A 14,973-nucleotide genomic window follows, 5' to 3' on the forward strand; every position below is an offset into this window, starting at 1 on the left:
TGGGCCGGATTATGCCAGAAAAGCCCAAAAAGAGTAGGGCCCTCCCGTCAGAACAGCGCTATCTCGGCATTTCTCAGGTGATTTACCTGTGCTTAAACGTTTTAGTGGCGGGTGTCGGAAGGGGTGTCGATGCCTGCGCCGGCGAATAATTGAGCAACATCGGCCGCATCGAAAAGATAACGCTGGTTACAGAACTGGCAGTCGATTTCGATATGGCCACCGTGTTCGACCACCAGATTCTGTGCATCTTCCAGGCCCAGGCTGACCAGCGCGTTGCCAGAACGCTCGCGCGAGCAGCTGCAGTGGAAGCGCAGGGTTTGCGGGTCGAACAGGCGCACGGCCTCTTCGTGATAAAGGCGGTGCAGGATGGTCGGGTTGTCCAGGCCCAGCAGCTCTTCAGCCGTGAGGGTGCCGGCCAGGGCGGTGAGATTGCGCCAGCTTTCGGCACGGTCATCGTCATCCTTGATGCGATCGGCCGGCAGTTGTTGCAGCAGCAGGCCACGAGCGCGCTTGCCGTCGGCGTTAAGCCAGAACCTGGTGCCGACTTGCTGGGACATCACGAAATAATTGGTGAAGCAGTCCGACAGCGTGTCGCCGTCGAGGTCGACAATGCCTTGATAACGCTGCCCCACAGTCGGGTCCACCGTCAACGCCAGTACGCCGTTGGGCATCAGGTCGCTCAGCGTGGCGTCAGGGGCGATCAGGTCGGCGTCGTAACGGGCCAGGCCCCGGATGTCGCGCTCGCTGGAACACTCGATCATCAACAAGGGAATAGGGCCATCGGAGCGGGCCTGCAAAATCAGTAAACCATCGAACTTCATGGTGCCCACCAGCAACGCCGCGGCCGCCATCAACTCACCGAGCAGTTGCGCAACCGGCTCCGGATAGGCGTGCTTGGCGAGGACTTCGGCATAGCTGCGCTCCAGCGAGACCAGTTCGCCGCGGGCGTCGCTCTCGTCGAAGATGAAGCGTTGAGTGAAGTCGGTATCCGGTAGATCAGTCATAGGTTTGGGTATCTGAATTGATGACAAAATGATTACAAAATTTATAAAATTAAACGCTTTAGCACCATCTTGGTGCGGTTTTCTCCTGGAAACAGAGAACTTACTAGAGCGAAGAGGGACAGTTTATGAACAATCCGGGTTTGTTCCAAGCCAAGTGGAACCTCCGGCGATGGGCTCTTTGCAATCTACTCGCTATCGGACTGCTGTGTTTTTGGCTGTGGCCCACGGGCCAGATGCTATGTGTGTTTTTCGACGAATGGCTGTTTCACCTGCTCAATGATCCGCTGGCGACCAGCGCAACCTGGCTGCATGTGTGGGCCGTGGCCAGTCTGCGCCCGTTTGATGCGGTGGTTGGGCTGATTTTGCTGGCCCTGCTGGTTCGCGGTGACTGGGTATTCAAGGCGGTGCAGGTACGCCAGGCGTTCTTTGGCTTTCTCGGCATTCTGCTGTTGCTATTGTTTATCCGCATGCTGTTTTCCAAACTCGCCGCGCACATGGGCTGGCAGCACAGCAGCCCGTCGATGGTGATCGGCGGTGCCGTGCAGATGAGCGACTACTTCCCAGGGCTTGAGAAAACCTGGGAGCTGAAGGACCGTTCGAGCCAGAGTTTCCCGGGGGACCATGCGTCGGTGCTGCTGATCTGGGGCATGTTCATGACCGTGTTTGCCCGCAGCATCGGCCAGGTGCTGGTGATCTGGGGCCTGGCGCTGCTGTTCATGATGCCGCGCCTAGTGGCGGGCGCGCACTGGGGGCAGGACGACTATATCGGCGGCGTGTTGCTGGCGTTGCTGGCATTGGGGTGGGGCTATTACACACCGTTTGCGGCGAAGGTGTCGGGGGCGTTGCTGCGCGTGACGGCGCCGATCTTCGGGTTGCTGGGTAAGCTGCCGGTGATCGGGCGATTGAGTGTCATACGACAAACTGCGTAACGCCGAGTATGTAATGTGAGAGGGGGCTTGCTCCCGATGAGGGATTGTCAGTGCATGCATAGGTGACTGATACACCGCCATCGGGAGCAAGCCTCCCCCACATTTGAACCACGAGATCAGCGCAATCAGTCGTCATTGCCGCTGCCGCGAAACTTGAACAGATCGCGACGCTGCTTCTTGCTCGGCTTGCCATCCGTGGTCAGGCCTGACGCCCCGGCCTTGCGCATGGCTGCAGCGTTTTCACGCTTGGCGATGCTGGCCTCGGTCTCGGCGTACAGTGCCTGCGCTTCGGGAGCGCCACGACGTACGATGGAAAGCGCCTGCACCACAATGGTTTTTTCATCAAACCCTGTACGAATCTGAAACTCGTCGCCAACACGCGGTTCCTTGCCCGGCTTGCAGCGCTCGCCGCGATGGTGCACCTTGCCGCTTTCGATGGCAGCCTTGGCCAGGGCGCGGGTTTTATAGAATCGCGCCGCCCACAGCCACTTGTCCAAACGGACCTTTTCTTCCTCTTCCTGCTTCTGAGCCACTTGAATTCCCCGCTCTGAAAAATGTCGCAACCTTACCGTCGAAACCCTTCGACGCATAAATCCCAAGGCTCACCTAAGATACGCCGGGTAGCACCCTGTTTTCGCGAGGATACGCTGTGACCGACTTCCCCACTTCACTCACCTCGCCCAACCAGCGTTGCGTGGGTTGCCAGCAAAGCGAACCACTGAGCTTTGACTTTGCCTTCGCCTACCAGCCTATCGTAGACCTGCGCGATCATTCCATTTTTGCCCACGAGGCGCTGGTGCGAGGCCCTCAGGGTGAAGGCGCCCTCTCGGTACTGAACCAGGTCAATGACAGCAATCGCTACCGCTTCGACCAGCGCTGCCGCACCCAGGCCATCGCCCGCGCTGCGGCGCTGGATATGCAAAGCAATCTTTCAATCAATTTCATGCCCAACGCCGTGTACCGCCCTGAGCTGTGTATTCGCAGCACTCTGGACGCGGCCCGGGCGCACAATTTCCCGCTAAACCGGCTGATTTTCGAGACGGTGGAAAGCGAGTACGTCGATAACTATCGCCATTTGACGAATATTCTGCGTGAATACCGCGAATTCGGCTTCAAGACCGCCATCGACGATTTCGGCGCGGGCTATTCGGGGCTGAATCTGCTGGCCGATTTCCAACCTGACCTGATCAAACTCGACATGGCGCTGATCCGCGATATCGACAAGGACCGTGTCCGTCAGGTGATCGTCCGGGGGATTGTCACAATCTGTGAGCAGTTGGGGGTTACTGTCATCGCTGAAGGCATCGAAAGTGCCGGCGAGCGCGACTTCCTGTCCGACTGTGGAATATTTCTGATGCAGGGCTACTGGTTCGCCAGGCCCGCATTCAACGCCCTGGCCAAGGTTGCTCCTCAAGCCTGGGCGAATTGACCGGTTATCTATATTGAAGACATTTGACCATTTGACCGTTGTGGGTCTGCGTGAATGGGTGGCCCTTCCCGACCTGGGAGTGGCGGGCCTGCGCGCGAAGATCGACACCGGTGCCAGTACCTCGAGCCTGCACGCCACCGATATCGAGCCGTTTGAGCGCGATGGTGCGCAGTGGGTACGTTTTACCGCGCACCTGGGCACGGTCGTGCAACTGCGTCATCGGCGCTGCGAGGCGCCGCTGGTGACCATGAAGACCATCAAGAGCTCCAACGGCCACGCGCAGGTGCGATACGTGATCAGCACCACGCTGGCGCTGGGTGATCGGGTATGGCGGGTGGAGTTCACCCTGGCTTGCCGCAAGGCCATGCGTTACCGCCTGTTGCTGGGCTCCAAGGCGCTGATTGACGGCCAATTGGTGGTCAGTCCCGGCGTCAAGTACGTTCAAGACAAGCCGGTGTTCCCGGTCTCTACTATTTCTGTCCCAGGTGCTGCATGAAGATCGCTGTGCTGTCGCGAAACCCGCGTCTGTATTCCACCCGCCGCCTGGTTGAGGCCGGTACCGAACGTGGCCACGAAATGGTGGTGATCGACACGTTGCGTGCCTATATGAACATTGCCAGCCACAAGCCGCAGATCCACTACCGGGGCAAGCCCCTGGAAGGGTTTGACGCAGTGATCCCGCGCATCGGCGCATCGGTGACCTTCTACGGCTGCGCGGTGCTGCGCCAGTTTGAAATGATGGGGGTGTTCCCCCTGAATGAGTCCGTGGCCATTGCCCGCTCGCGGGACAAGTTGCGCTCACTGCAACTGCTGTCGCGCCGGGGTATCGGCCTGCCGGTCACCGGTTTTGCCCACTCGCCCGACGACATCCCCGACCTGATCGAGATGGTCAACGGTGCACCGCTGGTGATCAAGGTGCTGGAGGGCACTCAGGGCATCGGCGTGGTGCTGTGCGAAACGGCGACTGCGGCAGAGTCGGTGATCGAGGCGTTCATGGGCCTTAAGCAGAACATCATGGTGCAGGAGTACATCAAGGAAGCCGGTGGCGCGGATATTCGCTGCTTCGTGGTGGGCGACAAGGTGATTGCCGCGATGAAGCGCCAGGCCAAGCCGGGCGAATTCCGCTCCAACCTGCACCGTGGCGGCAGCGCCAGCCTGATCAAGATCACCCCGGAAGAACGCATGACCGCATTGCGCGCAGCGAAGGTGATGGGGTTGGCCGTGGCGGGTGTGGATATCCTGCGCTCCAACCATGGCCCCCTGGTAATGGAGGTGAACTCATCGCCAGGCCTGGAGGGAATCGAAACCACCACGGGCAAGGATGTGGCGGGGATCATCATTCAACATCTGGAAAAGAATGGTGGACCGAATATGACCCGGACCAAAGGCAAGGGCTGAAACCCCTCCTCCTCTGACACACCATAAAACCAAATGTGGGAGTAAGCCCTCTCCCACATTTTCAATCAGTGTTGTTGGTTAGACCGCATCTCGGGGCAGCATCAAACCAAGCGGCAAACGCACCCGTGCCTCCAGCCCACCGTCCGCACGGTTGCGCAGCTCAACATTGCCGCCATGCATCGACGCAATTCGCCGCACAATGGCCAGTCCCAGCCCGGTGCCCTTGCCACCACGGGCACGGTCGCCACGGGTGAACGGGTTGAAAATGCCTTCCAGTTCGGCGGGATCGATACCGGCGCCGCGGTCCATCACGCTCAGCACCACGTAGGGCGCCGTGCTATCCCCGGACACATATGCCGCCACCTCCACATCGGAACCAGCATGGTGCAAGGCATTGCCGATCAGGTTATTGAGCAAGCGCTTCATCGAAACCCTGCGCAACGCGAAGGGCTGGATCGGCTCAAGGCGCATGCGTACCTGTTCGCCGTTCTGGTTGTAGGGCGCCACGACTTCACGCACCAGGTCGGTCAGATCGACTTCTTCAACGACTTCATCACGGCCATCGCGGATAAACGCCAGGAACTGATCCAGAATCGCATCCATGTCCTCAATGTCGCGGACCATGTCGTCCGTCAGATCGGTGTGGTTGCCCATCAATTCAAGAGACAGCCGCAAACGCGTCAGCGGCGTACGCAGGTCATGGGATACCCCCGCCAGCATCAGCTCCCGCTCGCGCCCGGCCTGTTCGACGTCTTCCGCCATCTGATTGAACGCGCCGTACACCTCGGTCATCTCGCTGGGTGTGTCACTCACCGGCAGGCGCACGCTGCGTCCCTGGCCGAGCTGGCGGGCGGCGAATACCAGGCGTTTAAGCGGCTGGTTGAGCTGACGCACAAAAATCCACGCAGAGGCGGTGGAGAGCAAACCGATCGCCAGGAACCAGCCGAGCACGTTCCAGATCTTCTGCCCGCGTAACGGGTGCGGATACAGCGGTACCTTCAGCCAGTCTTCACCCAGACTCGGCGCACGCACCCACAGGGCTGGCGACACATGCATGCGCAAGCGCACCTCAGTGTCTTCACCGAGCTCGGCCTGCATCTGGCGCTGATAGATTTCGCTGTAGGGCCAATGTTGCTCGCCCTCCGGCACGCCCGCACCGGCAACACGCACCAGCGTGGCGGCCTTGGCGATCTTCTCGCGGTTTTCGGGGTCGGCCGCCCAGTAGGCACGCAGCGTCAGCGCGACGCCGTGGCTGTATTGCCGGTCAACCAGCACGTCCTCGTTCATCAGCAGATAAACCAGTGTGAGTGCCTTGGAAAACAGAACGACGATCAACACCAGCCAAAGGGTGCGCGAGAAGAAACTTTGTGGGAACCACAATGGGGTTTTCATAAGAGACAGCTGGACACCTGGCAGGAAAAAGCAGCGCTCGCGGAATTGCAGACGCCGAGCACCCCGTCGACCCTCAAGGGATCAAACGCCGGGATACCCGCGCCTGCAAATCATCGGTCACTTGGTCGCAGTGCCATCCGGCACAAACACGTAACCCACACCCCAGACCGTCTGGATATAGCGAGGCTTGGAGGGGTCCGGCTCGATCATTCGGCGCAGACGGGATATCTGCACATCGATGGAGCGCTCCAGAGCGTCCCATTCCCGGCCACGGGCCAGGTTCATCAGCTTGTCGCGTGTCAGCGGCTGGCGCGCGTTCATCACCAGGGCCTTGAGCACCGCGAACTCACCGGTGGTGAGCATGTGTACTTCGTCGCCACGCTTGAGTTCACGGGTCGCCAGCGACAGCTCGTAGTCGCCAAAGGTGACGCTTTCGTCTTCGCTGCCCGGAGCGCCCGGCACCGGCGGGGCCTGACGCCGCAGTACGGCCTTGACCCGGGCCATCAACTCGTCAGGGTTGAACGGCTTGGCCAGATAATCATCTGCACCCAGTTCCAGGCCCTTGATGCGACTCAGCTCGTCGCCCTTGGCGGTGAGCATGATGATCGGAATCTGGTTGTTCGCGCCACGCAGGCGTTTGCAGGCGGTGAGGCCGTCTTCGCCGGGGAGCATCAGGTCGAGTACGACCAGATTGAATACTTCTCGCCCCAGCAGGCGGTCCATCTGCTCGGTATTCGGCACCGCACGGGCACGGTAGCCCTTGGAGTTGAAGAAGCGCTCCAGCAGGCTGCTCAGCCCCGGATCGTCATCAACGATGAGAATTTTTTCGCCTTCAGCAGTTTGTGCAGTGCTGCTCATTAGATGCTCCTCTTATCTCGGCGCGCATTATGGCCTAGCTGCCGTTATACGCACCGTGTGCATTGTTAGCAGATTTTTCCTCGACCACCAGCGGACCCGCGTCCTACAACCACCGGCGCAGTACCCCTCAAGGACAGAACGCTGGTTATAATGCGGCGCCGTCTTGCAGGGCAACGTCAGATCGTTTCCGGTTACTGCCGGCTTTTTTTACCCGCTTGACGCGACTTTTTAGATTTCGAGGGTCAATTGGCTGCCTCTTGACCCAGGCAGCGGTGCCGGTCGGGCCGCTCAACCAGTCTTGCCGGGCCTTGTTTTGCGGGCCTGCGCGCTGCTTTTCAGAATTTCAGGTGGTTTTATGGACAGCATCAACAGCCGCATCGCCGAAGAACTAGGCGTACGCCCCCAACAGGTCGAAGCGGCCGTCGCTCTACTGGATGAAGGCTCCACGGTGCCTTTCATCGCCCGTTACCGTAAGGAAGTGACCGGCAGCCTCGACGATATTCAGCTAAGGCACTTGGAAGAACGCCTGCGCTACCTGCGAGAACTCGACGAACGGCGCATCAGCATCCTCTCCAGCATCGAGGAACAGGGCAAGCTCACCCCGCAACTTGAGCGCGATATCAAGCTCGCCGACACCAAGACCCGCCTCGAAGACCTTTACCTGCCCTACAAGCAAAAGCGCCGCACCAAGGGCCAGATCGCCCTGGAAGCCGGCCTCGGCGATCTGGCCGACGGCCTGTTCAACGATCCGTTGCTGAGCCCGGAAGCCGAAGCCGCACGCTTCATCGATGCCGACAAGGGCGTCGCCGACGTCAAGGCCGCTCTCGAAGGCGCCAAGTACATCCTCATGGAGCGCTTCGCCGAAAACGCCAACCTGCTGGAAAAACTGCGCAACTACCTCAAGCAGGAAGCCGTGCTCAGCGCCCGCGTCATCGCCGGCAAAGAGGAAGAAGGCGCCAAGTTCCGTGATTACTTCGAGCACGACGAACCGCTCAAGAGCATGCCGTCGCACCGCGCGCTGGCCATTTTTCGCGGTCGCAACGAAGGCATTCTCAGCTCTGCGCTCAAAGTCGGCGACGAATTGCCGGGCACCATGCACCCGTGCGAAGGCATGATCGGGCAACAATTCGGTATCCAGAACCAGAACCGTCCTGCGGACAAGTGGCTCGGTGAAGTCGTGCGCTGGACCTGGAAGGTCAAGCTCTACACCCACCTGGAAACCGACCTGCTGGGCGAACTGCGTGACGGCGCCGAAACCGAGGCGATCAACGTGTTCGCCCACAACCTGCACGACCTGTTGCTGGCCGCCCCCGCCGGCCCGCGCGCCACCCTGGGCCTGGACCCCGGCCTGCGCACCGGTTGCAAGGTCGCGGTGGTCGACGCCACCGGCAAGCTGCTGGACCACGCCACCGTGTACCCGCATGTGCCGCACAACAAGTGGGATCAGACCCTCGCCATCCTGGCCGCACTGTGCGCAAAGCATTCGGTGGACCTGATCGCCATCGGCAACGGCACCGCCAGCCGTGAAACCGACAAGCTGGCCGCCGAGCTGATCAAAAAATACCCGGCCATGAAGATGACCAAAGTCATGGTCTCCGAGGCCGGTGCGTCGGTGTACTCGGCGTCGGAACTGGCGTCCAGAGAGTTCCCGGACCTCGACGTGTCGATCCGAGGCGCGGTGTCCATCGCCCGCCGCCTGCAGGATCCGCTGGCGGAGCTGGTGAAGATCGACCCCAAATCCATCGGCGTCGGCCAGTACCAGCACGACGTGTCGCAGCTGAAACTGGCGCGCGGCCTGGATGCCGTGGTGGAAGACTGCGTAAACGCCGTGGGCGTGGACGTGAACACTGCCTCCGTGGCGCTGCTGGCACGTATCTCCGGCCTCAACGCGACACTGGCGCAGAACATCGTCACCCACCGCGATCAGAACGGTGCGTTCAAAACCCGCGCCGCGCTGAAAAAAGTCGCACGTCTGGGTGAAAAAACCTTCGAACAGGCTGCCGGTTTCCTGCGCGTCATGAATGGCGACAACCCGCTGGATTCGTCCGCCGTCCACCCGGAAGCCTACCCACTGGTGCAACGCATCGCCGCCGAAACCGACCGCGACATTCGCTCGCTGATCGGCGACGCCGCGTTCCTCAAGCGCCTGGACCCGAAGAAATACACCGACGAAACCTTCGGTGTGCCGACCATCACCGACATTCTGCAAGAGCTGGAGAAACCCGGTCGCGACCCGCGTCCCGAGTTCAAGACCGCCGAATTCCAGGATGGCGTCGAAGACCTCAAAGACCTGCAGCCGGGCATGATCCTCGAAGGCGTGGTGACCAACGTGACCAACTTCGGCGCGTTCGTGGACATCGGTGTGCACCAGGACGGCCTGGTACACATCTCCGCGTTGTCGGAGAAGTTCATCAAGGACCCGCGCGAAGCAGTCAAGGCCGGTGACGTGGTCAAGGTCAAGGTCATGGAAGTCGACATCCCGCGCAAACGCGTGGGCCTGTCGATGCGCATGAGCGACACCCCCGGCGAGAAAGTCGACGGTGCACGCGGCGCGCGTCCGGGCTCGGCACCGCGTCAGTCGCAGAATCGCTCGGAAAACAGCCAACCGCGCAAGGAAACCGCAACCGCGGCGCCGACCAACAACGCCATGGCCTCGCTGTTCGCCAACGCCAAGCAGTTGAAGAAACGCTAGGGGTCAAATCAAAGTCGTGCGCGTACCCGCGCGCAAGACTTGTCGCAAAAGCACAGGGCACCTTCGTTGCCCTATAGCTCCCCACCCTCGATTTGAGTTAATTTCGGCGCTGCAATCACAGCGTCGGAATTTTCTTGATGCGCTGTAGCCCAATTCATGGAGCGATGGAGGCTTTTTCAATGCAGGTCACCTCGATTCAAAACCAGGCGATAACGCCAGTTTCCACTTCACCCTTGTAGACCGTCCTGCCCACCCCCATATTGGGGCGACTGACGCGTGAAGGAATCCAACTTGAGCGAACTTCTCAACCGCCGCCTGGCTCTGCTCGGCAAGCGCGAACACCTCTCCCTGCTGGAGCAATGCTTGCACGGCATCGAGCGCGAATGCCTGCGGGTCACCGGTGAGGGTCGCCTGGCACAAACGCCGCACCCCGAAGCCCTGGGCGCCGCGCTGACCAACGAAATGATCACCACCGACTACTCGGAATCGCTGCTGGAGTTCATCACCCCGGCCCTGCCCAACCCGGCCGATACCCTGAGCAGCCTGGACAGGATCCACCGCTTTGCCTACACCAAGCTCGGCAGCGAATACCTGTGGAGCCCGTCGATGCCCTGCCCGTTGCCGGCCGAGGAAGACATCCCGATTGCCTATTACGGCACTTCCAACATCGGACAGCTCAAGTACGTGTACCGCAAGGGCCTGGCGCTGCGTTACGGCAAGACCATGCAGTGCATCGCCGGCATTCACTACAACTTTTCCCTGCCGGAACAGCTGTGGCCGCTGCTCAAGGACACCGAAGGCTTCGTCGGGACCGAGCGTGACTATCAGTCCACGGCCTACATCGCGCTGATCCGCAACTTCCGCCGCTACAGTTGGCTGCTGATGTACCTCTTCGGTGCTTCGCCGGCCCTGGACGCCGGGTTCCTGCGCGGTCGCTCGCACCAGCTCGAAGTGCTGGACGCCGATACGCTGTACCTGCCCTACGCCACCAGCCTGCGCATGAGCGACCTGGGTTACCAGAGCAACGCCCAGGCCGGCCTCACGCCGTGCTACAACGACCTGGCAAGCTACACCGATAGCCTGCGCCAGGCGGTAGCAACGCCCTACGCGCCGTACGTCGAAGTCGGCACGCACAAGGACGGTGAGTGGGTGCAGCTCAACACCAACATCCTGCAGATCGAAAACGAGTACTACTCCAACATCCGCCCCAAGCGCGTGACCTACACCGGCGAACGGCCGATCCAGGCGCTGGTGGCCCGTGGCATCCAGTACATCGAAGTGCGCTGCCTGGACATTAACCCGTTCCTGCCCATGGGCATCGACCTGCCGGAGTCGCGCTTTCTCGACGCGTTCCTGCTGTATTGCGCACTCAACGACAGCCCGCTGTTCGCCAACAATGAATGCGGCAACGCCAGCGCCAACTTCCTCAGCGTGGTCAAGGAAGGCCGTCGTCCGGGCCTGGAGTTGCAGCGCGACGGCGCGGCGGTGGACATGAAGCAATGGGCCACCGAGCTGCTGGAGCAGATTGCGCCACTGGCCGCCCTGCTCGACGAGAGCCACGGCATCAGCGAACACAGCCAGGCTCTGGACGCCCAATTGGCAAAAATCCAGGACCCGTCGCTGACCCCGTCGGCCCAGGTACTGGCAGCAATGGCCGAGCGCAAAGAGAGCTTCGCGCAGTTCTCCCTGCACCAGAGCCAGCTGCATGCCGAGTATTTCCGCAAGGATCCGCTGGCAACTGACGAACAGGCGCACTTTGAAGAGCTGGCGCGCAAGTCGCTGGCGCAACAGGCGGAGCTGGAGCAAACCGAAGTGGGCGACTTTGATGTGTTCGTCGGGTCGTATCAGGCGAGCATCCTGGCCATCAGCAACTGAACAAAGGCTGACCTGGCTATAAGTGCGGAAGAGGGCTTGCCACAACAAGCCCGATTCCCACCCTCAGCTTACTCAGCGCTGGACGGCTTCTCCCACAGGTTGATCCCGCCCTCCTGCGCAAACCGATCGATCTGCGCCAGTTCCTCCTTGCTGAAACTCAGATTCTTCAATGCCCCGACGTTCTCGATGATCTGCTCCGGCCGGCTCGCGCCGATCAGCGCGCTGGTCACCCGTGGGTCACGTAACGTCCAGGCCAGCGCCAGTTGGGCCAGGCTCTGGCCGCGACGCTGGGCGATTTCGTTTAGGGCGCGCACGTGGGCGAGGTTGGCTTCGGACAGGTGACCAGCCTGCAGCGAACCACCGCCCGGACGGTTGACCCGCGCGTCGGCCGGCACGCCGTTGAGGTACTTGTCGGTGAGCAGGCCCTGGGCCAGCGGGGTGAACGCGATCACGCCGACGCCGAGTTCATCGGTGGTGTCGAGCAGGTCTTTCTCCACCCAGCGATTGAGCAGGTTGTAGGCCGGCTGGTGAATCAACAGCGGCACTTTCCACTCGTTGAGCAGCGCCGCCATCTCACGGGTTTTCACCCCGGAATACGACGAGATGCCGATGTACAGCGCCTTGCCCTGCTGCACGGCAGTCGCCAGGGCGCTGGCGGTTTCTTCCAGCGGCGTGTCGGCATCAAAACGGTGGGAATAGAAAATATCCACATAGTCGAGCCCCATGCGCTGCAGGCTCTGATCGAGGCTGGCCAGCACGTACTTGCGCGAACCACCGCCCTGGCCGTAAGGACCGGGCCACATGTCCCAGCCGGCTTTGCTGGAGATGATCAGTTCGTCGCGGTAGTGCTTGAAGTCTTCGCGCAGCAGGCGGCCGAAGTTGATCTCGGCGCTGCCGTAGGGCGGGCCGTAGTTGTTGGCCAGGTCGAAGTGATTGATCCCCAGGTCGAACGCGGTACGCAGCAGCGCGCGCTGCGTGGCGATCGGGGTGCTGTCGCCAAAGTTGTGCCACAGCCCCAGGGACAGGGCCGGCAGCACCAAGCCACTGCGGCCTGTGCGGCGATACGGCATAGATTCATAGCGGTTTTCGGCAGCAATGTACGTCATCGAATCCTCTCTGGGCTGTTGGGCGTGGTTTCCCTTTTACAGCAATTTAACAACAGAGTGGACCTGCCGATGATCGTTCCCACGCAGGGCATGGGAACGATCACAGGGCATCAGCGCACCAGATGCAGAAACTGCAAATGCCGCTCGTACTGGTCGAGGATGTCGTTGATGATCTGCTCCTTGGTGTAGCCCACCAGATCGTAGTCCTGGCTGCCCTCGCTCAAGTGCACTTCCGCCCGGTAGTAGCGACGGTTGTTGATCTGTTTGGAGCCCATGCCGCCACGGGCGAACGACGGCGTGAAGTAACCGCGCATCTGCACCTGGTAGATGAACGGGTGTTCCTCGCCATGGCCGATCTCGAGGCTGACGCTGTCGTTGGCCGGGTCCGGCTGGGTGACCACCGAAAGACCCTTCTCGACAAACACCGCCGTCACTTCCTCAATCGCCGGGCGCACCGTCGACTCGAGGAAGCGGTACACCTCGTCCCGCGACGGGAAGTGCACCGCCTGGCTCAAGCGCTGGCGCCAGCCGCCTTTGCCCCGGCGCGAAGCCGACACCGGCGCCAGCGAATGCAACTGCGCGATCTGCTTTTGTGATTCCAGGTGGAACGCCTTGTGCAGCCCCCACATCATCAACAACAGGATCATCGAGAACGGCAACGAGGTGAGCACCACCGCCGATTTCAGCGAATCGATGCTGCCGGCAAACAACAAGGCGCTGGTGACAAGCGCGGTCATCGCGCCCCAGAACACCCGCAGCCACTTCGGCCCGTCTTCATCGGCGTTGCCCCCCTTGGACGACAGCGTCGACAGCACCACGGTGCCCGAGTCGGCGGAGGTGACAAAGAACACGAAGCTGATGAACACCGTGACGGCGATCACCGTCTTGCTCCAAGGGTAGGTTTCCAGCAGCAGGTACAGGCTCATCGACGGGTCATCGATAGCCGACTGGCCCAGTGCAGCCATACCGTGGTTGAGCACCTGATCGATGGCACTGTTGCCGAAGATCGACATCCACGCCAAGGTAAAGCCCAGCGGAATCAGCAGCACACCGAACACGAATTCGCGGATGGTGCGGCCACGGGAAATCCGTGCAATGAACAGGCCCACGAACGGCGACCATGCGATCCACCAGGCCCAGTAGAACACTGTCCAACCGCCCAGCCAGTCGCTGGGTTTGTCGTAGGCGTACACATCGAAACTCTTGGTCGGCAAGGCGCCGAGGTAGTCGCCGATGTTCTGGATCAACGTATTGAGCAAATGCTGGGTGGGGCCGGCGAACAACACAAACAACAGCAGCGCACAGGCCAGCAGCATGTTGATGTCGGACATCACGCGCACACCCTTGTCGACGCCGGCCACCGCCACAAGAATCGCCGCGCCCATCATCAGGGTGATCAGGCCGACCTGGACCCACTGCGTATGGGCAATGCCAAACAGGTAGTCCAGCCCGGAGTTGAGGTGCAGTACCCCAAAGCCCATGTCGGCACCCAGGCCGAACACCGTGGCGATAATGCCGAATCCGTCCACCGCGTAGCCGATGGGGCCGTTGATGCGCTTGCCGATCAGCGGGTACAGCGCCGAACGCAACGCCAGCGGCAGGTTATGCCGATAGGCGAAGTAGGCCAGGGCCATGCCGACAAAGGCGAACACGCCCCAACCGTGCAGGCCCCAGTGCAGAAACAGAATCTGCATGGCCTGGCGCGCGGCATCGGCGTTCATCGGCGCGCCCTGGGGCGGTTGCACCAGGTGCGTCAGCGGCTCGGACACGCAAAAGAAGAACAGCGTGATACTGATGCCGGCGGCGAACAGCATGCCGGCCCAGGACAGGTAACTGAATTCGGGCTCGTCGTGGTCGGCACCGAGTTTTATCTTGCCGTAGCCCGATAACGCGGTGACCACCACGAAGACCAGATACAGCGTCATCGCCAGCATGTAATACCAGCCGACCGTATTGGCCGCCCAGTTTTGCGCCGCCAGCAGCCAGGCACCGGCCTGTTGCGGGATCGCGATGACGGTGATGCCAAACAGCAGAATGAACGTCGCGGCAAAGTAGAAGACGGGCGCATTCATGCGCACCAGGCCGCTGGAGGGGGTGGACGAGGCACTCATGAACGGTGCACCCCGAGGGTTGGGTATGTGGCTGTAAATAACGGACTCAGCAAAGGTAAGCCTCCTGTTGTGAGCGGGCAGCGAACCACCGGTTTAACTTGAACGAGCGTTCAATTTAAACATGGATGGGCGGTCGGGGACTAATCGCAGGGCTGAGTGGTAGGTCATTCCTACACTAG

General features: G+C 61.0%; 12 protein-coding genes. 6 read left to right on the top strand and 6 right to left on the bottom strand.

The window, feature by feature from the left end; genetic code table 11:
* Positions 1-101 precede the first annotated feature (101 nt).
* A complete protein-coding gene (hslO, locus tag TU75_RS19355) occupies positions 102-1,004 on the bottom strand; it encodes an Hsp33 family molecular chaperone HslO (RefSeq protein WP_015373503.1) in 903 nt (300 codons plus the stop codon).
* 125 nt (positions 1,005-1,129) lie between these two features.
* On the opposite strand from hslO, the gene TU75_RS19360 reads away from it, so the two are divergent.
* The gene (locus TU75_RS19360) at positions 1,130-1,933 is read left to right on the top strand and encodes a phosphatase PAP2 family protein (RefSeq protein WP_041931558.1); all 804 of its coding nucleotides are present in this window, start codon (positions 1,130-1,132) and stop codon (positions 1,931-1,933) included.
* A 125-nt stretch (positions 1,934-2,058) separates the two neighbouring features.
* On the opposite strand, the gene TU75_RS19365 is transcribed toward TU75_RS19360, so the two are convergent.
* Entirely contained in the window at positions 2,059-2,466 is a 408-nt protein-coding gene (locus TU75_RS19365; protein ID WP_003236026.1) for an RNA-binding S4 domain-containing protein, read from the bottom strand.
* Positions 2,467-2,582: 116 nt separating this feature from the next.
* Here TU75_RS19365 and rimA point away from each other — a divergent pair, with 116 nt between their 5' ends.
* Genes rimA through rimK form a run of 3 tightly spaced genes read left to right on the top strand, consistent with a single transcriptional unit; the run spans position 2,583 to position 4,760 of the window.
* Positions 2,583-3,362, top strand: a complete 780-nt coding sequence (gene rimA, locus TU75_RS19370) for a S6 modification regulatory phosphodiesterase RimA (protein ID WP_015373501.1) — start codon at positions 2,583-2,585, stop codon at positions 3,360-3,362.
* 13 nt (positions 3,363-3,375) lie between these two features.
* Positions 3,376-3,858 (top strand): retropepsin-like aspartic endopeptidase RimB, encoded by a 483-nt coding sequence (gene rimB, locus TU75_RS19375; RefSeq protein ID WP_003236030.1) that lies wholly within the window; start codon positions 3,376-3,378, stop codon positions 3,856-3,858.
* Positions 3,855-4,760, top strand: coding sequence for a 30S ribosomal protein S6--L-glutamate ligase (rimK, locus tag TU75_RS19380; RefSeq protein WP_003171022.1), 906 nt, complete (start codon positions 3,855-3,857; stop codon positions 4,758-4,760). Before rimB ends, rimK begins: the two co-directional genes overlap by 4 nt.
* Positions 4,761-4,838: 78 nt before the next feature.
* Here rimK and TU75_RS19385 read toward each other — a convergent pair whose 3' ends face one another.
* Both TU75_RS19385 and ompR read right to left on the bottom strand, forming a co-directional pair.
* A complete protein-coding gene (locus tag TU75_RS19385; protein WP_003236033.1) occupies positions 4,839-6,152 on the bottom strand; it encodes an ATP-binding protein in 1,314 nt (437 codons plus the stop codon).
* Between the two features lie 117 nt (positions 6,153-6,269).
* A complete protein-coding gene (gene ompR, locus TU75_RS19390) occupies positions 6,270-7,010 on the bottom strand; it encodes an osmolarity response regulator transcription factor OmpR (RefSeq protein WP_015373500.1) in 741 nt (246 codons plus the stop codon).
* Positions 7,011-7,365: 355 nt separating this feature from the next.
* Here ompR and TU75_RS19395 point away from each other — a divergent pair, with 355 nt between their 5' ends.
* Together TU75_RS19395 and gshA are read left to right on the top strand one after the other, a co-directional pair.
* Entirely contained in the window at positions 7,366-9,702 is a 2,337-nt protein-coding gene (locus TU75_RS19395; RefSeq protein WP_060549794.1) for a Tex family protein, read from the top strand.
* A gap of 291 nt (positions 9,703-9,993) precedes the next feature.
* Entirely contained in the window at positions 9,994-11,577 is a 1,584-nt protein-coding gene (gshA, locus tag TU75_RS19400) for a glutamate--cysteine ligase (RefSeq protein ID WP_060549795.1), read from the top strand.
* 68 nt (positions 11,578-11,645) lie between these two features.
* Here gshA and mgrA read toward each other — a convergent pair whose 3' ends face one another.
* The gene (gene mgrA, locus TU75_RS19405) at positions 11,646-12,683 is read right to left on the bottom strand and encodes an L-glyceraldehyde 3-phosphate reductase (RefSeq protein WP_060549796.1); all 1,038 of its coding nucleotides are present in this window, start codon (positions 12,681-12,683) and stop codon (positions 11,646-11,648) included.
* 110 nt (positions 12,684-12,793) lie between these two features.
* A complete protein-coding gene (betT, locus tag TU75_RS19410; protein ID WP_163000902.1) occupies positions 12,794-14,755 on the bottom strand; it encodes a choline transporter BetT in 1,962 nt (653 codons plus the stop codon).
* Positions 14,756-14,973 lie beyond the last annotated feature (218 nt).

The organism is Pseudomonas poae (assembly GCF_001439785.1).
Lineage (GTDB): Bacteria > Pseudomonadota > Gammaproteobacteria > Pseudomonadales > Pseudomonadaceae > Aquipseudomonas > Aquipseudomonas poae.